The following is a 21,090-nucleotide window of genomic DNA, read 5'->3' on the forward strand; positions in this document are numbered from 1 at the left end:
GTGTGCCACGCCTGCGTGGCAGGCTGCCCCTCGGGGGCCAGCCGCCGCTCCTTCGCCCGCTTCCTTGCGGCCGGAGCCGGGCTGACGGTCCTGGCAGCTTGCACGCCGGAGGCACGGTCCGGGGTGGCGCCGTCGTCGCCCTCCCCCGCCCCTGCGGTGACTTCCGCGTCCCCCACGGCCGGCGCGGTCCCTTCAGTGGAAAGCACGACGGCGGCAGCTGAGCCGCCGCCGCAGGCTCCCGTGCCGCCGTCGGCAGCGCTGCCCCGCCAGTTCTCGCTGACGGATCCGGCCAGCCCGTGGCTGGTGGTCAACAAACACCGTCCGCTGGCGCCAGCGGACTACGTTCCGGCAGATCTGGTCCAGCCCAACGTCCGGCTGGCGGTTTCGGGCGAGGCGGCCCTGCTGAACAGCACGACGGCGGCGGCCGCGGAAGCGATGTTCGCCGCGGCCGCGCAGGATGGCGTGGTCATGACGCTCGCCAGCGGTTACCGCTCCTACGGCACGCAGGTGGCCACGTACAACGGCTATGTGGCAGCGCGGGGACAGGCCGATGCCGACACCGCAAGCGCCCGCCCCGGCTACTCGGAACACCAGACCGGCTGGTCGTTCGATATCGGCGACGGCGGCGGGGCGTGCGGCTTCCAGCCGTGCTTCGCTGACCAGCCGGCGGCAGTGTGGGCAAAGGCGAACGGCCACCTGTTCGGATTTGTGGTGCGGTATCCGTGGATGCTCCACCCGATCACCGGCTATTACTATGAGCCGTGGCACCTGCGGTACATCGGCGTGGAGGCCGCCACCGACATGGCGACCCGGGGCATCAACACTGTGGAGGAGTACTTCGGCGTGGAAGCGGCGCCGGGGTACCTGTGACGCGTACAGTGCCCAAGGTCCCGGCACGCCAAGAAGGATTACACCGTTGTCATCCGCCGTTCACAACCGTGCGCTAACTTGGTTCTTATGCTTACAGGATTCAAGAATTTCATCATGAAGGGCAATGTCGTTGACCTTGCCGTAGCCGTTGTGATGGGCGCCGCATTCAGCGCCGTCGTCACCTCAATCGTCGAAGGTCTCCTCACACCCCTCATCGGACGCCTTTTCAGCGCGAAAGGCATGGCGGAAATGCAGTGGGAGGGCTTCATGTATGGGTCCGTCATCTCATCCGTCATTTCTTTCCTGCTGGTGGCCGCCTCCATCTACTTCGTGGTGGTACTTCCCATGAACCACATGATCGAGCTCCGTAACCGCAAGCTGGGAATCAACAAGGACGTCAAGGAAGAGGCTGCGGAAGACCCGCAGATCGCGCTCCTGACCGAGATCCGCGACTCGCTGCAGAGCCGTACCCCGTAACTTCACCGCAGACAAGTGTGGCCCGCTTCCTGACGGAGGCGGGCCACACTTGGTTGTGTCGTGGATCAGTCGGTGACCAGCTCGAGCGCGAGCTCGGTGCGGACAACCTGGGCCAGGCGTTCAGCGATGGAGTGGGCTGTTGCCTCATCCCCTGCTTCCACCATTACCCGCACTACAGGTTCGGTGCCTGAGGGGCGGAGCAGGACACGTCCGTTATCGCCCAGCTCGGTTTCGGCCAGGACCACGGCCTGCGCCAGCGCGTCGGAACTACCCACGCGGGTGCGGTCAACGCCCTTGACGTTGATGAGTACCTGCGGGAGCTTGGTCATCACTGTGGCGAGCTGCTTGAGCGGCCGGCCGGTCAGGGCGACCTGCGCGGCAATCTGGAGCCCGGTGAGGACGCCGTCGCCTGTAGTGGCGTAGTCAGCGAAGATCACGTGGCCGGACTGCTCGCCGCCGAGGTTGTATCCGCCGTCGCGCATCTCCTCAAGGACGTAGCGGTCCCCGACACCTGTTTCGCGGATCGTGATGCCTGCTTGGCGCAGTGCGATCTTGAGACCGAGGTTGCTCATCACGGTGGCCACCAGGACGTCGTCGATGAGCTTGCCTGAGGCTTTGAGGGCGACGGCCAGGATCGCCATGATCTGGTCGCCGTCCACCTCTGTGCCTTCGTGGTCCACGGCGAGGCAACGGTCGGCGTCGCCGTCGTGGGCGATGCCGAGGTCGGCTCCGTGCTTCAGCACGGCGGCTTTGAGCGGACCGAGATGGGTGGAGCCCACGCCGTCATTGATGTTGTGGCCGTCCGGCTCGGCGCCGATCACGATAACGTCGGCGCCGGCGTCCTTGAAGACCTGGGGCGAGCAGCCGCTGGCGGCGCCGTGGGCGCAGTCCAGGACTACCTTCAGGCCGTCGAGTCGGTGCGGGAGCGTCTGCAGGAGGTGGACGATGTAGCGGTCCTCAGCATCGGAGAAGCGCTGGATCCGTCCAACATCGCTGCCGACGGGCCGCTGCGGCTCCTTGCCCATCTGCTCCTCGATGGCGTTCTCCACGTCATCAGGAAGCTTCTGGCCGCCGCGCGCGAAGAACTTGATCCCGTTATCAGGGGCAGGATTGTGGGAGGCCGAGATCATGACGCCGAAGTCGGCGTCGAGGTCTGCCACGAGGTAGGCCGCGGCCGGCGTCGGGAGAACCCCGGCGTCGTAGACGTCGATACCCGAACTGGACAGCCCTGCCTCGACGGCGGCGGCGATGAACTCCCCGCTGGCGCGCGGGTCGCGTGCCACTACGGCGCGGGGCCGGGTGCCACTGGTATTGCGGTCATGACCAAGCACGACGGCGGCCGCCTGGGCCAGGTTCATCGCCAGCTCGGCAGTCAACAGGCCGTTAGCCAGGCCCCGGACACCATCTGTTCCAAATAATCTAGACATCGTGGACAAGTCTAGGTGATGGACGTGCGGGGCTTTGAACCGGCTGGTCAGAGTGACGCCGGCGTCACTGGGCGAAGCGCCGCCTAACGGCAGAAGCCCGCCCCGCCAATGGCGGGACGGGCTTCTGTGCAAGCGGGTTTAGCGCTTGGAGTACTGCTGAGCCTTACGGGCCTTCTTGAGACCGGCCTTCTTACGCTCGATGACGCGTGCGTCACGGCGCAGGTAACCGGCCTTCTTCAGGGTGGCGCGGTTGTTCTCGGTGTCGATCTCGTTCAGTGAACGGGCGATGCCGAGGCGCAGGGCACCGGCCTGGCCGGAGATGCCGCCACCGTGGATGCGGGCGATGACGTCGTAGGCACCATCAAGATCGAGGATCTTGAAGGGCTCGTTGACGTCCTGCTGGTGCAGCTTGTTCGGGAAGTAGTTGTCCAGCGCGCGGCCGTTGATGGTCCACTTGCCGGTGCCGGGGACGATGCGCACGCGGGCAACAGCTTCCTTGCGACGGCCAACTGCGGCGCCGGCAACGGTCAGTGCCGGGCGTTCCTTCTTCGGCGCTTCTGCTTCCGCAGGACCGCTCTCCGAGGTGTAGCTGGTCGGGTTTTCCTCAGCCACAACGGCCTCGGTGGTCTCTTCGTTCTGAGCCACGATTCTCCTTGTATAGATAAGTTGTTTGGTGGCCAGGACTACTGGGCGACCTGGGAAATTTCGAACGTCTTGGGCTGCTGGGCGGCATGCGGGTGCTCTGCACCGCGGTACACCTTCAGCTTGCCCAGCTGCTGTGCAGCGAGGGAGTTCTTGGGGAGCATGCCCTTGATGGCCTTCTCAACGGCGCGGACCGGGTTGGACTCCAGGAGTTCCGCGTAGTTGACGGAGGTCAGGCCGCCCGGGTAACCGGAGTGGCGGTATGCGCGCTTCTGCTCCAGCTTGGCGCCGGTCAGGGCTACCTTCTCGGCGTTGATGATGATGACGAAGTCGCCCATGTCCATGTGGGACGCAAAGGTGGCCTTGTGCTTGCCGCGCAGCAGGATTGCGGTCTGGCTCGCGAGACGACCAAGGACAACGTCTGTGGCGTCAATGACGTGCCACTGGCGGTTGATATCGCCGGGCTTCGGGGTGTACGTACGCACGGTTTTTGCCTCGTTCTTGTTCTGGCGTTCTTGTTTAGGTGTCACTCAAGCGTGTGCACCTACTATCTATGCGCTACCGGAACAGAGGTGAGGGCTCCATGTAACCAGTCATCCTGAAGTCCCGAATGTGCTCGTTGAGTAGTTATCCTGCAACCGGATTCTCAAGCGGGCACGCATCATCGAGAAAGGACACGCACAACGACTACCAATGTTAGCTTGAATCGGGCCTCAGGGTCAAAATGGGGTGACCGGCTGCTCATCCTTCAATCTGCCGGCCCGACGTAAGCAGGGGATGCAGTGACTTCTTGGGGCGACGCTGGCTCAGCCGGACCACTGTTCGTGGCCGTCATCGGCTTCTTGGGACTCATTCTCTCACCGGTGGCCGAGCTGCTCATTGCCAGACTTCTCCCCCGCGTCGGTCCACTGCCTGGCATGCGAACAAGGATCACGACGGCGGCGATCACCGCCGCGCTCTGCGCCGCCTTCGCATTCCGGGCCGACGCCGACGCCGCACTGCCGGCATTCATCCTTCTCATCGTTCTTGGCGTTCAACTGGCCAGAATTGATGTCGCACTGCATTTGTTGCCGAACCCTGTGGTTCTTTCCCTATTAGCAGGGGGCCTTTTGTGCCTCGTAGCGGCCACCTTTAGTGGGCAACCATGGCCTGACCTCGTGCGCGCAGTGGTCGGCGCCGCGATTCTCCTTGTCGTCTACCTGATTCTGGCTTTAATTTCGCCGGCGAGCCTTGGAATGGGCGACGTCAAGCTCGCGGCTCCAGTCGGCCTCTACTTGGGGTACCTAGGTTGGAGCCAGCTCCTCTACGGCGGCCTTCTGGGGTTCATTTTGAACGGCCTTGTTACCGTGCTTGTGGTGGCACGAAACCGCAAGCAACGCACGTCAGAGGTGGCTCATGGGCCGTCGATGATCGGCGCCGCCGTTGGCATAGGACTCGTGTTCTTCTAGTCCTGGGATCCGTCCCAAGCGTCGACCGTAGTCGCCAGTGAGACGGAATCCAAGTAGTCACCCATGGCTACGTTCACCAATCTGAGTACTCGCGTTTAAGTTCCGAGTACGTGCCGAAAAGCGCCCCTGAAAAAGTCGAGTACAACTACGCATTGTTGCCTAGAACCGCCAATGACAATCTCTTCTTAGCGAAGTCCAGCAACCGCTAAGAATTATGGGGGCAGCTGGAAATTCGTTGAAATATCACAAAAATCACTTTCATCGAATTAAGGAAAATAAAATGACTTCTCTTATGGTCTCCATGATGGCTTTTGTTGCCGGCGTCAAGGATCGTCTCTCATCTGAAAAGGGAGCGACGATGGTGGAGTACGGCCTGATGGTCGCTCTCATCGCGGTCATCGTCGCAGTCGGCGCCGGCATCCTGGGCATTGGCATCAACGATCTGTTCGTGGCGGTTGACGGCCAGCTCCCGTAAGTCACACACTGCCTGATGCTTCTGGTACCGGTCTGAAAGACCGGTACCAGAAGCACTTCAGCTCTCATTAATAGGAAAACTACGGGCTGCTAGCCTGCCGAAAATTTCATCCTTGGGAGACGGTCTTGAAACCGAAACACAAAGAGCGCGGCGCAGTGGCGGTGGAGATGGCAGTTCTCCTCCCGCTACTCCTACTCATCCTTATTGGCACGATGGAATTCGGCCGCGTCTTCAACGTTCAGAATTCGTTGACCCAGGCCGCTCGTGAGGGCGCCCGCCATGCTGCCATCCACTACAACGACGCAGACCTTGATGTCGGAGGCACGGCATTGGCAGCAGCTCCATCCCTAGCAGGGCTGGGTGTAGCGGTTGACGACGATGCCGACAGCTGTTCCCCAGGAGCGAATGTGACTGTGACCACCAGCGTCACGCTTGGTTCCCTTTCTGGCTTTCTTGATGCCGGCTTCTTCGGATCTCCAGGTATCTTCCCAATGGCGCTCGAAGGAGTAGGAGTGATGAGATGCGGTGGCTGAACCTGACTTCGAAGGTCGACGGTAAGGGTCCCGAACAAGTCCACGGGAAGGAGCGAGGGGCCGCTGCGGTACTCGTTGCAATCTCTATGGTGGTTCTACTGGGCTTCGGCGCGCTGGCGGTAGACGTCGGAGCCATGTATGCAGAGAAAGCTCAGTTGCAGAACGGAGCAGACGCGACTGCCCTCGCCATTGCAGGCGATTGCGCAAAAGGTCTTAACTGTGCCGCGGCAATGACTGACTCTGATAACCGGCTCGCTGACGACAACGCTAACGATGCCTCCAGCGGGGTTTTCTCGGTTACCCAACCAAATACCAACACTGTTCGCGTTGAGACCAACGCCCAAGCACCGGGTTCCACGGACGATAGCTTCGCCTTGTACTTTGCCCGGGTCTTGGGCCATGAGAGCAGCGTCATTCACGCCAGAGCTGAGGCCACCTGGGGCACTCCTTCAGTAGCGAAGACTTTGCCCTGGACAATCAGCGAGTGCGTGTTCAAGCAGTTTCTGTCGCCCTCGCAGCTTGCCGAATTCAACTCAACGCAGACCTTTACAGGTCTGCCTGTTCCCACTCGCATTCTTTTCCGCTATGACAACAATGTGCCAACGTACCCGGGCTGCGCTGCGGATAACGGCTATGCCCCTGGTGGGTTTGGCTGGTTGGACACCGACAGTGGCTGCACAACCGACATCGACGTGGCCAACAGCGAAGTGGGCAGCAACCCTGGCAACGACCTACCGAATGTCTGCCATGACATGCCGGCGACGATCAAAGACTCACCGGTCCTCATTCCGGTGTTCACCGATGCCACCCAGAATGGCCAGAAGACGCAGTACGAATTGGCTGGCTTTCTCGCGTTCCAAGTAACCGGCTTTAAGTTCGGCGGTGGTCCTGCGCTCACAGACCTCGACCCCCTCGCGCCCAACTGCCCTGGTGGCAACTGCCGCGGCATACAGGGCTATTTCACCCGCTTCGTCTCTCTAGAAGAGGGACTGTCTCTGTCTGGCGGGATACCTAATTACGGAGCGTCCGTAATTGCACTTTCGGAATGAATCCAAAGAATTCCGCCCGTTCAACCGACAAGCATCAATTCTAGAAGGAGCACTCAAGTGAAATCTCGCCTACTGGGAGGCATTGCGGCACTAGTGTTGGCAATCATTGGCACTGTACTACTCGCGGTTTATGTGCAGGGCGCCGACGCTAGAGCAGCGCAAGGACTCGAACCCGTAAATGTGCTGGTGGTCAAAGAATCCGTACCCGCCGGCACCAAAGCAGAAGACCTCAACAAATTCGTCCAGTTGGAAGCAATTCCGCAGGCTGCAGTTCCCGAAGGAGCGCTTGAGCGTCTCAACGATCAGACAGGCAAAGTTACCTCCGTCGCGCTGGAACCTGGAGAACAGCTCCTCGCTTCTCGGTTGGTCGATCCCCGAGAGCTTGTGCCAGGGACCGTTCCCGTTCCGGATGGATTGGAGGAGGTTACATTCCTACTTTCCCCTGAGCGCATCCTCGGCGGCCGAATTGAGGCTGGCGACACGGTCACTGTCTACACATCCTTCAAATCTGAGGACAGCATGCCGGCCGACGCCACTGTTCCAGCCGAGGTCAAGGGCTGGAAGCAGTCCACGGGACTTCTATTCCATGATGTCTTGGTGACCGCGGTGCAGAAGGCGGCACCCGATACCAAGAAGTCGGGGAGCAACGACGGCTCCGGGACCACAGAGAACGGCATCCAGATGCCAAACGGGTCCGCATTCATCACGGTCGCCAGGAGCGACGCTGATGCAGCCAAGATGGTATTTGGCGCTGAGTTCGGCACTATTTGGCTGGCCAAGCAGACAAACACAAGCGTGAAGGGTGACCCTCCGGTAACAACCTTTGGTGGGCTGTACTAATGAGCCGCTTTGTTGCCATCACAGCGGTTCGGGATTTTGAGGGCCGCGTTCGGCAGGCTATAACCGGCGCCCTGCACGGCGAACTGCAGACACTTACTCCGGACGTTCTGCGTGGTGGTCCAGATGACGTCTTCAAGCAGCTCAACGGAGCACCACCGGAAGTCCTGATTCTAGGCCCCGGCGTAGCACCAGACGACGCGCTGAAGCTGGCAACAGTCTTTGACCTCCAGTACCCGGAGGTCAGCCTCCTGCTTATAGCCGAGCCCACCCCCGATCTTGTGCTTCGTGCTATGCACTCTGGCATCAGAGACGTTGTCACTCCGGAAATCGTCGTTAACGACCTCCGCATCCTCCTCGAACGCGCGTGCCTCGCTTCTGCGAGTCGGCGTAGGGGAATGGCGCCGGCTGCCGAATCGGGGCAGGAGCGGGGACGCGTCATCGCCGTAATGTCCCCCAAGGGAGGAGTTGGCAAAACCACGGTGGCCACAAATCTGGCCATCGGGTTGGGCAAGGTCGCTCCGATGGGAGTGGTGATTGTGGACCTCGACCTACAGTTCGGAGATGTGGCTTCGGGGCTCATGCTTGAGCCTGAACACTGCATTACTGAAGCTGTACACGGCACTGCCTCCCAGGATTCAATGGTCCTCAAGGCGTTCCTCACCGTGCATCCCGCAGGCATCTATGCCCTCTGCGCTCCCCGGACACCAGCCGAATCTGACTACATAACAGCCGACCATGTCAGCCGCCTGATCAACCAGCTGGCAGGTGAATTCAAGTACGTCATTGTGGACACTGCTCCCGGGCTGGGGGAGCACGTCCTGGCCACGCTTGAACAGGCCACCGATGGCGTCTGGGTTTGTGGGATGGATGTGCCAAGCGTCCGGGGCCTCCGCAAGTCCTTCAGTGTCCTCAAGGAACTGCAACTCCTGCCGCAAGGCAGGCATACCGTACTTAACTTTGCGGACCGGAAAAGCGGACTCTCAGTGCAGGATGTCGAGGCCACTATCGGGGTCCCGATAGATGCCATCATTCCACGTTCACGGACGCTTCCGTTCTCAACTAATCGCGGCGTTCCGGTGCTGCAGAGCACCACCAGAGACTCAGCCTCAAAAGGCCTTATGAGGCTTGTGGATCGCTTCGACCCGCTTTGGGTGTCTTCAACCCACAACAAACTTCACCGAAGGGTGGTTGTATCGTGAGGCTTTCAGATCGGCTCTCCAGGTCAAACAACGACGGCGGCGCAGCCAGCCCAGAAGACATCGCTGCCACAGCAGTCGAAATCTCTCCGCCAACGCGGGGGCTTAAGGACTTGCCGCCAGCGCCGGCCCGCCCATCATTTGGATCACCGTTGGCATCTTTGAACGGAACACCAGCGCCGGTTGTCGATGCCTTGGCCGGACTCAAACAGCGGGCTGCGCTTGCGCTTTTCGAACGCATGGGAACCCGGTTCGGTGATTCCTCAGGGTCCGAAGAGGAGCTCCGAGCATCTGCAGTCGAGGAGCTTTCGGCGGTCATCGACGATGAACAAGTTCCGTTGTCGCCGGAAGAACGGCGCCGGTTGATCCGGGAGATTGCGGATGAGGTCATGGGCCTTGGGCCGCTTCAGCGTCTGTTGGAAGATCCATCTGTAACAGAAATCATGGTGAATCGATTTGACCAGATCTACATTGAGCGAAACGGCCACCTATCGCTAACTGGTTCGCGGTTCAGTTCCGATGACCATCTTCGGAAAGTCATCGAACGTATCGTCTCCAAAGTAGGCCGCCGGATCGACGAATCATCGCCCCTCGTCGATGCGCGTTTGGAGGATGGCTCTCGAGTGAACGCCATCATCCCACCCCTTGCGGTGAATGGCCCGTCCCTCACCATTCGTAAGTTCAGCCATGTGCCGCTGACGGTGCGTAACCTCATTGAGTGGGGTTCCATAACGGTGGAAATGGCGGAACTCCTTAGTGCGTGTGTCAAGGCCCGGCTGAACATCATCGTTTCCGGCGGAACAGGTACGGGTAAGACCACGCTGCTCAACGTATTGTCCTCTTTCATCCCAGAGGATGATCGCATCGTGACCATCGAAGACGCTGTCGAACTTCAGCTGCAGCAAGAGCACGTGGTTCGTTTAGAGAGCCGGCCGCCGAACATTGAGGGCAAGGGTGCGATCGGCATCCGCGAGCTCGTCCGCAATTCGCTCCGTATGCGCCCGGACCGAATCATTGTGGGTGAGGTCCGCAGCGGCGAGTCTCTTGACATGCTTCAGGCGATGAACACCGGGCACGATGGTTCCCTATCGACAGTGCACGCCAATTCTCCACGCGACGCCGTTGCCCGTCTGGAGACGTTGGTTCTCATGGCCGGAATGGACTTGCCGCTCCGAGCCATACGCGAGCAAGTGTCGTCAGCCGTCGATCTCATCATCCAGGTGACCAGACTTCGGGACGGGAGCCGCCGCGTGACGCACGTAACGGAGGTCCAGGGAATGGAGGGCGACATCGTGACTCTGCAGGACGTGTTCCTTTTCGACTATGCCGCGGGAATGGATGCGCAGGGGCGATTCCTCGGCAAACCCGTCTCCACAGGGATACGTCCCCGGTTTTTGGACCGATTCTCCGAACTCGGCATCTCCGTGTCGCCTGCCGTGTTCGGCGGCGCCATGAATCCACAGGGGAGGCGGTAGGTCATGGAGAATCCAACGGTGCTAATACTTGCCATCGTGGCGTGCTTCGGCGCATTGCTTGTACTCTTCGTTGTTGTTCTGAAGCCACGATATGGAGCAATTCCCGCAGACCGCAGGCGTCCCGAGTCGGCGCCGGATCAGTCATCATTCAGCAGAGTTTCACAATCAGTTGTCAATGGCATGGGCGGGGTCCTCGGCAAATCCGGCGGACCCTTCAACCAAAATTTACTGTACAACGCCGGCATAAAGATGGGACCGGCTGATTTCACCGTCATGGTGGCAGTCGTTTCCTTCTTGGCTGGTTTCATGGGGGCACTTCTGACCAACCCGGTGATCGGCGTCCTCATGGGGGCAGCGGTGCCGTTCATTACCCGTCTTGTCCTGAGTATCCGCACTGACAAACGCCGCGGCAAGTTCGAATCCCAACTCATTGACACCATCCAGATGCTTATTGGCGGGCTGCGCGCGGGTCACAGCGTTATGCGGTCTATGGAGGCTGCAGGCTTGGAATCCGAGGCGCCCACCTCTGAAGAGTTGCGAAGGATCGTTAACGAAACCCGCATCGGGATGGACCTCCGGCAGGCATTGGATGAAACTGCAGTACGGATGGACAGCGAGGACTTTCGTTGGATCGGGCAGGCCATCCAGATCAACAGGGAAGTTGGTGGCGACCTTGCCGAGGTACTTGAACAGGTGGCCGGAACCATACGCGAACGTAGTGAGATAAAAGGCCAGGTACGGTCCCTGAGCGCGGAGGGCAAGATGTCCGCCGTCGTCCTCATGGGCATGCCAGTTGCTGTGGCGGTCATGCTTTCGTTCATCAATCCGGGCTACATGAGCGTCTTCGTTGAGGAGCCCATAGGCAACGTGATGGTGGCCGTCAGCCTGGTCATGTTCGTCCTTGGTGGGTTCTGGATGAGCCGCACTATAAAGATCAAGTTCTAAGGAGACCGTCATGACTCCAATAGCGTGGCTTATCATCGCAGCCGTTGTCCTTCCGCTCGCATACTTCACTTGGGTGCTTGTGACGTTGGACCGACGCGGAGCCCTGGCCGTCCAGACAAATCTCGGCCAGGGATTCGCCCAGAACGGGGCACTTGCTGCAACGCGTCCTCCCCTGATGCTGGGAATGGCGAAAAGGCTAACGTCTGGCAGCTACGAAGCAAAACTGGATCGATGGCTTTCTCTGGCAGGCCGCCCCGTGTCGATGCCTCTGGAGAAGCTGATCGTAGCGAAACCGCTTCTTGCTCTGGCGGGAGCCGTACTCGGCATTCTGGTCTTTCGTAACTCACCAACGCCGCAGAATGTTGGCATCGGGCTCTTCGTGACCGTACTGGGCTACTTTGTTCCAGACCTGCTTGTCTACAACAAGGGGGTAAAGCGGCAGGAAGCCATAGAACTCGAGTTGCCGAACACCCTCGACCAAATGCTTATATCTGTGGAGGCGGGATTAGGCTTCGAAGCTGCCATGGCTAGGGCCGGGCAGTACGGGGAGGGACCTCTGGCCCAAGAGCTGATGCGGACACTCCAGGACATGCAAGTTGGGCGTCCTCGCCAAGAGTCTTACCAAGCCCTCGCAGACAGGTCTTCGGTGGCAGATTTGCGGAGCTTTGTTCGGGCTGTTGTCCAAGCCGATAAGTACGGCATTGGTCTCGCAAAGGTTCTTCGCACTCAGGCCAAGCAGGCAAGGGTAAAGCGTCGGCAGCGAGCGGAGGAAAAGGCCATGAAGCTCCCAGTCAAAGTCCTATTCCCCCTCTTGGTTTTCATTTTCCCTGTGCTCTTCATCGTCCTCCTCGGCCCAGCAGCCATCAACATCATGAACACGCTGCTCTAAGCCCGTCCCACCGCGCCACCTGGCGCCCCTAATGCCGGACCCTCTCGGAACCCAGAACCGAGGGGGTCCGTTTTGTGTGTCCGAGGAAACATGGCCAACCAAGCTTCACCACAGCAAAGGCCAAGGGAAAACGCAGGTAATGCGCAGGCGAAGAAATCTTTGCGCAGGAGGCTGCAAGTTCTCATCAACGTCGCATCAAGGATTGCTAACTTCGTTCTAGAGCTGGTGCAGGGCCAGCCATCCGACTCGCTCAGGAGTACGAAAATGCTTTCTCTCTACACCAACCTCATGATCCGCCTTCGCAGCGAAGAAAAGGGCGCCACAGCCGTCGAATACGGCATCATGGTCGCCCTCATCGCCGTCGTCATCATCGTCGCCGTTAGCAGCTTGGGTGGCACCCTGACGGGACTCTTCGAATCCGTCGACACCAAAATCACGCCGACGACGGCCCCGACCACCCCGTAGCGTCGCCCTCCGTCTCATCAAGCTCCACGACTTGTGCGGTGCAGGAGGCGTACCTGCACCGCACGTCGAGTTAATCCCCGCCTACGCCGAACACCGAGCTCTAGAAAAGGGTCCCTCCGATGCAGAACAACGAACGAGGGGCAGCCGCCGTCGAGTTCGCGATTCTGCTTCCTCTGCTTCTGATGCTCGTCCTCGGAACCATCGAATTCGGGCGTGCCTACAACGCCCAGATCACCCTCACCAATGCCGCCCGTGACGGTGTGCGCGTCATGGCTATCGCCAACAACCCCGCCGATGCGAAGACCGCGGCCAAAAATGCGGCAGCATCCGTCAGCACGGCGATTCCCACCTCCGACGTCACGCTAAGCACCGACGTCTGCAGCACCGGCACCCAGGTAACGCTGACCATCAAGTACACCCTGTCAACCATCACCGGCATTGCCGGCCCGTTTCCGATGACAGGAAAAGGAGTCATGCTGTGCGGCGGCTGACCAAGGATAAGCAAACTAAGGAACGCGGTGCGATCACGGTCATCGTGGCATTCCTCATGGTGGTTCTCCTCGGCTCCGTGGCGATCGCCGTCGACGTCGGAGTGATCTACTCGGAACGCGCCCAACTCCAAAGCGGCGCGGACGCGGCCGCCATCGGCATGGCCCAGAAGTGCGCCCGTGATGCCAGCGATCCGCTATGTTCGACGACGTCGACGCTCGCCAGCAGCCTAGCGAACCAGAACACGCTGGACGGCATGAGTAAGGTCCACTCCATCGCCCTGAACAAGACAGCCCGGACTGTGGCAGTGCAGACGTCGGCCAAGGAAACCGGCGGCACCGACAACTCGGTGTCACTGTTCTTTGCAGACGTCCTTGGTGTCCCCACCAAAGAGGTGGGAGCCCGGGCTTCAGCCGTTTGGGGCAGCCCGAAGGCAGGACGGACCGCATTCCCACTCGCCTTCTCCACCTGCCAGGTGAAGGGCCACGTGGACGGTTCACTGCAACTCCTTCAGGAACACGGCAAGAATGCCAACTTGGACTGCGACTACGGGCCGTCCGGAGCAGCCGTCCAGGGTGGCTTCGGGTGGCTCACACAGGATGCTGGCGTCTGCGGTGGAACCATCGACCTCGCCATCAGCGAAGGCGGTAGCGATCCAGGGAACAACGCCCCCGGCAACTGCTCCACCGAACTCAACCGTTGGGCCAGCGGAATCACATCTGGACGCGAGGTTATCGTCCTGCTTCCAGTGTTCAACAAAGTTACCGGCACTGGCGCCGGCGCCAGTTACGGCATGGTCTCATTCGCCGCATTCAAGGTCACCGGCTGGAAGTTCAGCGGAAACAGCGGGCTACCCTACGAATTCCGCAGCGAAATCTCTGCAACCACCGGCGTGACGTCGTCCACTGAATGTAAAGGCGACTGTCGCGGAATCATCGGCAGCTTCGTCAAGTACGTCTCCCTCGCCGACGGCTACACGCTCGGACCAGTGGACGAGTACGGCGCCACCATCGCCCGCATGACTCTGTAGCCCACTCGCACCCGCCAATCCCCAACCCAGGAGTACAAGTGAAGTCTCGCCTGCTGGCAGGAACGGCTGCGATTGCGTTGGCGATTGTGGGCGCCCTTCTCATCATCTTCTATGCGCAGGGCGCCGACCAGCGGGCCCTGGCCACCACCAAGCCCGTGGACGTCCTGGTGGTCAAGACCGCCATCCCGGCCGGCACCCCGGTCAACGACATGGCCGCCTCCCTCGTTATCGAGAAAGTGCCCACCGCCGGCGTCGCGGACACTGCGCTCAGCACCCTGGACAACTCCGCAGGCAAGGTCAGCGCCGTAACCCTCATCCCCGGCGAGCAGCTTCTCGCCGAACGGCTTGTGGCCCCGGAAGAGGCCAAGTCAGAGGGCGCCGTGAAAGTTCCGGCCGGCTTCCAGGAAGTCTCCTTCGAAGTTGAGCCGAAAAGGGTTGTCGGCGGACGGATCGACGTCGGCGATCACGTGGGCTTCTTCCTTTCGTTTGACAGCAAAGCTTACAAAGCCAAGCCTGAAGATGAGACCAGCCAGCTAACCGTCCGCAAGGCCCTCGTGACCGCCGTCCAGCGCGCGCCGCAGACCAAGCCCGCCGAAAAGCCCGCGGAAGGCGAGCCCAACCCCCAGGACACCACCCTCCCGGAGGGCTCACTCATGCTCACGGTTGCGGTCAACGACGTCGACGCCGGGAAGATCGTTTTCGCCTCTGAGTTCGGCCGCATCTGGCTTACCAAGGAACCCCTCGACGCCCAGGACAACGGACCCCGCATCGAACGTAAGGAAGTGGTGTACAAATGAGCCGCTTCGTCCTCCTCTCCCCCAATATCGATTTCGACCACAAACTACGCCAGGCCGTGGCGAACGGGCTCCGCGGCTCGGTGCAGACCATCGCCTCGGACATCCTTCCCGCTGGACCGCAGGAGCTGTTCGCCCTCCTCAACCAGGAGCAGCCTGAGGTCGTCATCATCGGGCCGGACGTCTCCCCCGACGAGGCGCTGCGATTCGCCAAGGTCTTCGATGTCCAGCTGCCCGGCCTCAGCATCGTGCTGGTCAGCGACGCCGATCCCGCCGTCCTCTTGCACGCCATGCGGGCCGGGATCCGGGACATACTGAGCCCCGGCGCGGATGCCGCCGAGATCCGCGTAATCCTGGAACTTGCTTGCCAGTCCTTCGCCACCCGCAACCGGACCTTCGGCGCACCGCCTGCGGAAAACAGCGGCAAGGGACTCGTCGTCGGCGTCTTCTCCCCCAAGGGCGGAGTCGGTAAGACCACCCTCGCCACCAACATCGCCATCGGCCTGGGCCAGATCGCCCCCATGAGCGTGGTCATCGTGGACCTTGACCTCCAGTTCGGCGACGTTGCCTCCGGCCTCTACCTCAATCCCGAGCACACCGTCACCGACGCCGTCAGCCCTGCCGCCGCGCAGGACTCCCTAGTCCTCAAAGCGTTCCTGACCGTTCACCCGGCCGGAATTTACGCCCTGTGCGCGCCGCCGAACCCGGTGGACGCGGACCACGTCACTCCCGACCAGGTCACGCACCTGCTGGAGCAGCTGGCGCGGGAGTTCCAGTACGTGGTGGTGGATACCGCGCCCGGTCTCCCCGAGATCGGGATTGCGGCTCTGGAACAGTGCACCGACGTGGTGTGGGTCAGCGCCATGGACATCCCCAGCCTCCGCGGCCTCCGGTCCGGACTGGAAGTCCTCCGCCAGCTCGAGATCATGCCCGAGTCACGGCACGTGGTACTCAACATGGCCGATGCCAATGCCGGCCTGACGGTCCAGGACGTGGAATCCACCATCGGCGCACCCGTGGACATCAGCATTCCCCGTTCCCGCGCCGTGGCGCTGTCCACTAACCGAGGCATCCCCGTCCTCCAGGAATCCAAAAAGGACCCGGCCGTCAAGAGCCTCAAACAGTTGGTGGAGCGCTTCAACCCCGTCTGGCGGACCCAGGCCCAACGCAAGCTGCACCGAAGGGTGGTCATCTAGTGAAACTCTCCGAACGGATCCAAACCGTCCAGGACCGGAACCAGGCCGCACAACCGGCTCTCGCCGTGCACCCCGCCGTTGCCAGCACGACGGCGACACGCATCACCGCGCCGGAGCGCACCGCGAGCGCGGGGCGAGTCGCGGAAACCGCCGGAACGCAACCTCCCGCCGTCGTACATTCGCATGCCGGTTCACCGGACCTGGCTCCCCAGGCACCCAAGGCGCAGCCGGTGGACGTTTTTGCCGCAATGAAACTCCGTGCCGCGAGTGCACTGTTTGAACGGATGGGCGCACGGTTCAACGACGCGTCAGTGACCGAGCAGGAGCTGCGGCGCACCGCGAAGGAAGAGCTCACCCTGATCATTGACGCAGAGCAAGTGCCCCTGTCTGCGGAGGAGCGCATCCGGCTGGTCCGCGATGTCGCCGACGACGTGCTGGGTTACGGCCCGCTGCAGCGGTTGTTGGACGATCCGGACGTCACGGAAATCATGGTCAACCGAATGGACCAGATCTACGTGGAGCGCAAGGGCAAGCTCACGCTCACCGAATCGCGCTTCAGCTCCGAAGAACACCTGCGCAAGGTGATTGAGCGCATCGTGTCCAAAGTGGGGCGAAGGATCGATGAGTCCTCGCCGCTGGTGGATGCCCGGCTCGAAGACGGTTCCCGCGTCAACGCCGTCATCCCGCCCCTGTCCGTGGGCGGGTCATCGCTGACCATCCGAAAGTTCAGCAAAGTCCCCCTGACGGTCCGCAACCTGATTGACTTCGGCACGCTGACCCCGGAGATGGCTGAGCTGCTGGATGCCTGCGTGAAGGCCAAACTGAACATCATCGTATCCGGCGGCACCGGCACCGGCAAGACGACCCTACTCAACGTCCTGTCCTCCTTCCTTCCGGCAGACGAACGGATCGTCACCATCGAGGACGCCGTGGAGCTGCAGATCCAGCAGCAGCACGTGGTCCGGCTTGAGAGCCGTCCTCCGAACACTGAAGGCAAGGGCGAAGTGACCATCCGCGAACTTCTCCGGAACTCGTTGCGTATGCGCCCTGACCGTATCGTGGTGGGCGAAGTCCGTGGGGGCGAATCCCTGGACATGCTGCAGGCCATGAACACCGGCCACGACGGTTCCCTCTCCACGGTGCACTCCAATTCACCCCGCGACGCCGTCGCCCGTCTGGAAACCCTGGTGCTGATGGCCGGCATGGACCTGCCACTGCGTGCCATCCGGGAACAGATCGCGTCCGCCGTAAACTTGATAGTCCAGATTTCAAGGCTGCGGGACGGGACCCGCCGCATCACCCATGTCACCGAAGTCCAGGGCATGGAAGGGGACATCGTGACCCTGCAGGACGCGTTCGTTTTCGATTACTCCGCCGGGATGGACGCCCATGGCCGGTTTCTTGGCAAACCTGTGGCCACCGGCATCAGGCCACGCTTCATCGACCGGTTCGAAGACCTCGGCATCCACGTCTCACCGGCGGTCTTTGCCGGCTCCCTCTCCCCGGTCATGAAATGACAGCTCTTCATATTGGGGTCGCCGTCCTGCTCGTGGCTGCCAGCCTCCTCGGCATCGCGGTACTGGCCCCCGGGGCGCCCGAGGTGCCGATGGACCGCCGTCGTCCGTTCGAATCAAACCCGCCCACTACGTTGACGCGCTTCGCAGCGTCCGCAGTGACCTCCTTCGAACGGATGCTCGAAGGACGCAACGTCCGGCTCTTCTCGCGTGCCCAGCTGGAAAACGCCGGTCTCCGGCTGACCCAGTCCGAATTCTTCATTCTGGTGGCGGCTGGCATGTGTGTGGGATTCCTGGTGGGCATTGTCACCGTGGGGCCGCTCGTGGGGCTGCTGTTCGCAATCCTTTCTCCTTTTGTAGGGCATCTGGTCCTTGGATATCTGTCCGGGAAACGGCGGGCCAAGTTTGATACGCAGCTCGGCGATACGCTGCAGCTGCTCTCGGGAGGCCTGCGCGCCGGCCACAGTATCCTTCGCGCCATCGACGCCGCAGCGGCGGAATCCCAGAAGCCCACCTCGGAAGAGATGCGGCGCGTGATCACCGAGACCAGCCTGGGCCGCGACCTCCTCGCAGCCCTGAACGACACCGCCCTCCGGATGAAGAACGAGGACTTCGTGTGGGTTTCCCAGGCTATCCAGATCAACCGCGAAGTGGGCGGAAACCTGGCGGAAGTCCTGGACCAAGTGAACGAGACCATCCGTGAGCGCAGTGAGATCAAAGGCCATATCAAGGCGTTGGCCGCGGAAGGCAAGTTCTCCGCCTACATCCTCATTGCCATGCCGTTCGGAATTGTGGGCATGCTGCTTTCGGTCAGTCCGGACTACATGAACCCGATGTTCGGCCATCCTCTGGGCTGGGCCATGATCGGCGGCTCGTTTGTCCTCATGACGATCGGCAGCCTGTGGATGCGCAAAATCATCGACCTGAAGTTCTGAAGACATGATGAACCCCCTGATTCTTCTATCCGTGCTCCTGGTCTGCGTTCCCGTGGCCGGCTTGGCTTGGGCCCTCCTGACCGCGGATCAGAAAGGTCGGGTGGCTACCGCCGAGCTGTTGAGCCGAGGTGCGGCCCTGTCCGGAGTTGTGGCGCCGCCAAGGACCAGCGTGCTCGAATCCATCGGGCGGCGGCTGACTCCGCCTGCTTACGTGGCGTTCCTGGACAGGCTCCTTTCGCTGGCAGGACGGCCAGTTTCCATGCCCCTGGGAAAGGTCCTGGGCTCCAAGCTCGCCATCGGACTGGCGGGTGCGTCCCTCGGGATCTACCTGAGCGCCGTCGGAAGCACACCGATCATGAAGCTCGCGGGCATCTTCCTGCTCTTCCTGGGTTACTTTATCCCGGACCTGATGCTCTACAGCAAGGGCACGGAACGCCAGAAGGCCATGCAGCTGGAGCTGGCCAACACGCTTGACCAGATGCTGATCTCGGTGGAAGCCGGCCTCGGTTTCGAAGGGGCTATGGCCCGGGCCGGCGAAAACGGCAAAGGTCCGTTGGCTGAAGAGCTGGTCCGGACCCTGCAGGACATGCAGGTGGGCCGCAGCCGCCGGGAGTCGTACCAGGCATTGGCTGAGCGGACCAGCATCCCTGAACTTCGGAGCTTCGTCCAAGCCGTAATCCAGGCCGATACCTACGGCATCGCCATCAGCCGGGTCCTGCGCATCCAGGCAAAGGTCATGCGGGTAAAACGCCGCCAGCGTGCCGAGGAGAAAGCCATGAAACTGCCCGTGATGATCCTCTTTCCGCTGCTGTTCTTTATTTTTCCCGTGCTCTTTATTGCCATTCTGGGGCCAGCCGTCATCAACACGGTTGTCACATTCAGCAGCCAATGACGGCGGATACTCAAGGTCAAGGATCACTCAAGGTTTCCACAGGATAGACCGAAAACGGACTTCGAAGTAACTACAGGAAGTAGCCTTGAAGCATGGATAGTCCACCACTCACCTCCAGCAGCGGGGGTGTCCCTGCCGAAGCGTCAGCTGCAGGGGCTGCTGCGGGCGTGGGCGCTGGCGTGCACCAGGCGGGCAATGACGCCATGCGCTGGGTCGAACCGGACATCCTGGCGGAGCTGGAAGAAGAACTGGACGGCCCGGAACTTGCCCTTGGATTCGCGCGCGATTACGCGTCTTTGTGGGACCAGCGCTTCAGCCGGCTGTCGGCAGCGGTCCACACCGAGGACCGCCCCGTTGCCTTGGACGCCGTCATCAGCCTGCGGATCGCTTCAGCCATGGTGGGCGGGATCCGTTTGTCAGTCCTGGCTCAAGCACTGGAGGATGCCATCCGCCGCAGCGACTTCGTCCAAGGCCAGGCACTGCTGGCAACCCTGGCAGAGCACGGCTTTCGTACAGTCTCAGAACTCCACGCGAACTACATCCTGAAAAACGACTAACCCTTCAGTGAGCAGCCCCCGGCCAGCCCTGCAGGTCGGTCCTCTTCGGTGCGAGCCGGTAGCCCACTCCGCGCACCGTCTGAAGCCAGCGCGGTGACATCGGATCCTCCCGAAGCTTGCGGCGCAGGTTCCCGACGTGGACTTCCACGGCCCGCTCGTCAGCCTCACTGATATACGCATCGGGCTCATAAAGGTCACCCCGGACAGCTCGCACCAGGTCCGTCCGCGTGCATACTGCCCCTTCGCCGCGGAGCAAAGTGTGCAAGAGGTCGAACTCACTGCGTGTGAGACCGAGGTTGACCTCCCCAATCACCACCGTGCGGGTCCGGTAGTTCAGAATGAGCCCGTTGTGCTGGAGAACACCCGTGTGGGTGAAGGTCGCCGGCGCGGCCGGAGGCTCGGCCCATGTAGCCTCTTGGGGTGGACTGGTGACCTCATGGCGCGGCCTGCGCATCATGGCAGCCACCCTGGCCCGAAGTTCCCGCGGCCTGAAGGGCTTCGCAATGTAGTCGTCCGCACCGGCGTTCAGGGCCGAGAGCAGATCGGGTTCCTCGGTCCGGCCGGTCAGCATTACTACGTAGGCATCACTGAAATTCCGGATGCGCCGCAGGACCTCAAACCCGTCAATGTCCGGAAGGCCGATGTCCAGCGTGACCACCTGGGCCTTGTTGTGCCGCACCGCTTCAACGCCGTCCCTCCCATCGACGGCGGTATGGACCTCAAAACCGGCCTGACGGAGGATCCCCTCAAGGAGGTTCCGCACATCGGCGTCGTCCTCGATTACTACTGCTACCCCAAGATCTTCCATGTCTATCCCCGATGCCAGGTGGAAGAGGCCCCCATCAGCCCAGCGCCAATCCCCTCAACCACTCCAACTCTCTATACGGTACAAGTATGAACGGCAGATAACACGCCTTCCAGAGATTAGTTTTGGAAAGTCAATTACCATGAC

The 21,090-nt window shown here is 61.3% G+C and carries 24 protein-coding genes; 20 read left to right on the forward strand and 4 right to left on the reverse strand.

Annotation, left to right across the window (positions count from 1 at the left end; translation table 11 throughout):
- Both NIBR502772_RS17890 and mscL read left to right on the forward strand, forming a co-directional pair.
- The gene (locus NIBR502772_RS17890; protein ID WP_141141189.1) at nt 1-870 is read left to right on the forward strand and encodes a D-alanyl-D-alanine carboxypeptidase family protein; all 870 of its coding nucleotides are present in this window, start codon (nt 1-3) and stop codon (nt 868-870) included.
- 87 nt (nt 871-957) lie between these two features.
- Nucleotides 958-1,347, forward strand: coding sequence for a large conductance mechanosensitive channel protein MscL (mscL, locus tag NIBR502772_RS17895; protein WP_141141190.1), 390 nt, complete (start codon nt 958-960; stop codon nt 1,345-1,347).
- A 65-nt stretch (nt 1,348-1,412) separates the two neighbouring features.
- Here mscL and glmM read toward each other — a convergent pair whose 3' ends face one another.
- The 3 genes from glmM to rplM all read right to left on the reverse strand — a co-directional run bounded on the left by glmM (nt 1,413) and on the right by rplM (nt 3,901).
- Complete coding sequence (gene glmM / locus NIBR502772_RS17900; protein ID WP_141141191.1) at nt 1,413-2,774, reverse strand: phosphoglucosamine mutase; 1,362 nt, start codon at nt 2,772-2,774, stop codon at nt 1,413-1,415.
- Between the two features lie 138 nt (nt 2,775-2,912).
- Entirely contained in the window at nt 2,913-3,419 is a 507-nt protein-coding gene (gene rpsI, locus NIBR502772_RS17905; RefSeq protein WP_056344277.1) for a 30S ribosomal protein S9, read from the reverse strand.
- 38 nt (nt 3,420-3,457) lie between these two features.
- Nucleotides 3,458-3,901, reverse strand: coding sequence for a 50S ribosomal protein L13 (gene rplM / locus NIBR502772_RS17910; RefSeq protein WP_058931751.1), 444 nt, complete (start codon nt 3,899-3,901; stop codon nt 3,458-3,460).
- A 339-nt stretch (nt 3,902-4,240) separates the two neighbouring features.
- Between rplM and NIBR502772_RS17915 the strand changes: the two genes are divergently transcribed.
- The 18 genes from NIBR502772_RS17915 (at nt 4,241) to NIBR502772_RS18000 (ending at nt 20,138) form a co-directional block, all read left to right on the forward strand.
- Nucleotides 4,241-4,864, forward strand: coding sequence for a prepilin peptidase (locus tag NIBR502772_RS17915; RefSeq protein ID WP_246848575.1), 624 nt, complete (start codon nt 4,241-4,243; stop codon nt 4,862-4,864).
- Nucleotides 4,865-5,144: 280 nt separating this feature from the next.
- On the forward strand, nt 5,145-5,339 hold the full coding sequence (locus NIBR502772_RS17920) for a Flp family type IVb pilin (protein ID WP_168223569.1): 195 nt from the start codon (nt 5,145-5,147) through the stop codon (nt 5,337-5,339).
- 125 nt (nt 5,340-5,464) lie between these two features.
- The gene (locus NIBR502772_RS17925; RefSeq protein WP_141141192.1) at nt 5,465-5,872 is read left to right on the forward strand and encodes a TadE/TadG family type IV pilus assembly protein; all 408 of its coding nucleotides are present in this window, start codon (nt 5,465-5,467) and stop codon (nt 5,870-5,872) included.
- Entirely contained in the window at nt 5,860-6,921 is a 1,062-nt protein-coding gene (locus NIBR502772_RS17930) for a TadE/TadG family type IV pilus assembly protein (RefSeq protein WP_141141193.1), read from the forward strand. The genes NIBR502772_RS17925 and NIBR502772_RS17930 overlap by 13 nt, the downstream gene beginning before the upstream one ends.
- Before the next feature lie 57 nt (nt 6,922-6,978).
- Nucleotides 6,979-7,761, forward strand: a complete 783-nt coding sequence (locus tag NIBR502772_RS17935) for a Flp pilus assembly protein CpaB (protein WP_141141194.1) — start codon at nt 6,979-6,981, stop codon at nt 7,759-7,761.
- A complete protein-coding gene (locus tag NIBR502772_RS17940; protein ID WP_141141195.1) occupies nt 7,761-8,960 on the forward strand; it encodes an AAA family ATPase in 1,200 nt (399 codons plus the stop codon). Before NIBR502772_RS17935 ends, NIBR502772_RS17940 begins: the two co-directional genes overlap by 1 nt.
- Nucleotides 8,961-9,109: 149 nt before the next feature.
- On the forward strand, nt 9,110-10,432 hold the full coding sequence (locus NIBR502772_RS17945; RefSeq protein ID WP_246848576.1) for a CpaF family protein: 1,323 nt from the start codon (nt 9,110-9,112) through the stop codon (nt 10,430-10,432).
- A 3-nt stretch (nt 10,433-10,435) separates the two neighbouring features.
- A complete protein-coding gene (locus NIBR502772_RS17950; protein ID WP_141141197.1) occupies nt 10,436-11,377 on the forward strand; it encodes a type II secretion system F family protein in 942 nt (313 codons plus the stop codon).
- A 10-nt stretch (nt 11,378-11,387) separates the two neighbouring features.
- Nucleotides 11,388-12,266 carry a type II secretion system F family protein gene (locus tag NIBR502772_RS17955; RefSeq protein ID WP_141141198.1) on the forward strand — a complete coding sequence of 293 codons (879 nt, stop codon included), beginning with the start codon at nt 11,388-11,390 and terminating at the stop codon, nt 12,264-12,266.
- 264 nt (nt 12,267-12,530) lie between these two features.
- Complete coding sequence (locus NIBR502772_RS17960; RefSeq protein WP_141141199.1) at nt 12,531-12,731, forward strand: Flp family type IVb pilin; 201 nt, start codon at nt 12,531-12,533, stop codon at nt 12,729-12,731.
- A gap of 119 nt (nt 12,732-12,850) precedes the next feature.
- On the forward strand, nt 12,851-13,222 hold the full coding sequence (locus NIBR502772_RS17965; RefSeq protein WP_141141200.1) for a TadE/TadG family type IV pilus assembly protein: 372 nt from the start codon (nt 12,851-12,853) through the stop codon (nt 13,220-13,222).
- On the forward strand, nt 13,210-14,250 hold the full coding sequence (locus NIBR502772_RS17970) for a pilus assembly protein TadG-related protein (RefSeq protein WP_246848577.1): 1,041 nt from the start codon (nt 13,210-13,212) through the stop codon (nt 14,248-14,250). The genes NIBR502772_RS17965 and NIBR502772_RS17970 overlap by 13 nt, the downstream gene beginning before the upstream one ends.
- A gap of 38 nt (nt 14,251-14,288) precedes the next feature.
- A complete protein-coding gene (locus tag NIBR502772_RS17975; RefSeq protein WP_168223570.1) occupies nt 14,289-15,047 on the forward strand; it encodes a Flp pilus assembly protein CpaB in 759 nt (252 codons plus the stop codon).
- On the forward strand, nt 15,044-16,240 hold the full coding sequence (locus NIBR502772_RS17980; protein WP_141141201.1) for an AAA family ATPase: 1,197 nt from the start codon (nt 15,044-15,046) through the stop codon (nt 16,238-16,240). The genes NIBR502772_RS17975 and NIBR502772_RS17980 overlap by 4 nt, the downstream gene beginning before the upstream one ends.
- Nucleotides 16,240-17,757 (forward strand): CpaF family protein, encoded by a 1,518-nt coding sequence (locus tag NIBR502772_RS17985; protein ID WP_141141202.1) that lies wholly within the window; start codon nt 16,240-16,242, stop codon nt 17,755-17,757. The genes NIBR502772_RS17980 and NIBR502772_RS17985 overlap by 1 nt, the downstream gene beginning before the upstream one ends.
- A complete protein-coding gene (locus NIBR502772_RS17990) occupies nt 17,754-18,689 on the forward strand; it encodes a type II secretion system F family protein (RefSeq protein WP_141141203.1) in 936 nt (311 codons plus the stop codon). The genes NIBR502772_RS17985 and NIBR502772_RS17990 overlap by 4 nt, the downstream gene beginning before the upstream one ends.
- Nucleotides 18,690-18,696: 7 nt before the next feature.
- The gene (locus tag NIBR502772_RS17995; RefSeq protein ID WP_141142148.1) at nt 18,697-19,581 is read left to right on the forward strand and encodes a type II secretion system F family protein; all 885 of its coding nucleotides are present in this window, start codon (nt 18,697-18,699) and stop codon (nt 19,579-19,581) included.
- 92 nt (nt 19,582-19,673) lie between these two features.
- Nucleotides 19,674-20,138, forward strand: a complete 465-nt coding sequence (locus NIBR502772_RS18000; protein WP_246848578.1) for an Hpt domain-containing protein — start codon at nt 19,674-19,676, stop codon at nt 20,136-20,138.
- Between the two features lie 4 nt (nt 20,139-20,142).
- On the opposite strand, the gene NIBR502772_RS18005 is transcribed toward NIBR502772_RS18000, so the two are convergent.
- Entirely contained in the window at nt 20,143-20,946 is an 804-nt protein-coding gene (locus tag NIBR502772_RS18005) for a response regulator transcription factor (protein ID WP_141141204.1), read from the reverse strand.
- Between the last annotated feature and the right edge of the window lie 144 nt (nt 20,947-21,090).

Source organism: Pseudarthrobacter sp. NIBRBAC000502772 (assembly GCF_006517235.1).
Classification (GTDB): Bacteria; Actinomycetota; Actinomycetes; order Actinomycetales; family Micrococcaceae; genus Arthrobacter.

Coding starts and splice junctions, on each gene's coding strand:
- mscL (WP_141141190.1), top strand. CDS start 958: ATGCTTACAGGATTCAAGAATTTCATCATGAAGGGCAATGTCGTTGAC.
- glmM (WP_141141191.1), bottom strand. CDS start 2,774: ATGTCTAGATTATTTGGAACAGATGGTGTCCGGGGCCTGGCTAACGGC.
- NIBR502772_RS17920 (WP_168223569.1), top strand. CDS start 5,145: ATGACTTCTCTTATGGTCTCCATGATGGCTTTTGTTGCCGGCGTCAAG.
- NIBR502772_RS17930 (WP_141141193.1), top strand. CDS start 5,860: ATGCGGTGGCTGAACCTGACTTCGAAGGTCGACGGTAAGGGTCCCGAA.
- NIBR502772_RS17940 (WP_141141195.1), top strand. CDS start 7,761: ATGAGCCGCTTTGTTGCCATCACAGCGGTTCGGGATTTTGAGGGCCGC.
- NIBR502772_RS17950 (WP_141141197.1), top strand. CDS start 10,436: ATGGAGAATCCAACGGTGCTAATACTTGCCATCGTGGCGTGCTTCGGC.
- NIBR502772_RS17955 (WP_141141198.1), top strand. CDS start 11,388: ATGACTCCAATAGCGTGGCTTATCATCGCAGCCGTTGTCCTTCCGCTC.
- NIBR502772_RS17960 (WP_141141199.1), top strand. CDS start 12,531: ATGCTTTCTCTCTACACCAACCTCATGATCCGCCTTCGCAGCGAAGAA.
- NIBR502772_RS17965 (WP_141141200.1), top strand. CDS start 12,851: ATGCAGAACAACGAACGAGGGGCAGCCGCCGTCGAGTTCGCGATTCTG.
- NIBR502772_RS17980 (WP_141141201.1), top strand. CDS start 15,044: ATGAGCCGCTTCGTCCTCCTCTCCCCCAATATCGATTTCGACCACAAA.
- NIBR502772_RS17990 (WP_141141203.1), top strand. CDS start 17,754: ATGACAGCTCTTCATATTGGGGTCGCCGTCCTGCTCGTGGCTGCCAGC.
- NIBR502772_RS17995 (WP_141142148.1), top strand. CDS start 18,697: ATGAACCCCCTGATTCTTCTATCCGTGCTCCTGGTCTGCGTTCCCGTG.
- NIBR502772_RS18000 (WP_246848578.1), top strand. CDS start 19,674: ATGGATAGTCCACCACTCACCTCCAGCAGCGGGGGTGTCCCTGCCGAA.
- NIBR502772_RS18005 (WP_141141204.1), bottom strand. CDS start 20,946: ATGGAAGATCTTGGGGTAGCAGTAGTAATCGAGGACGACGCCGATGTG.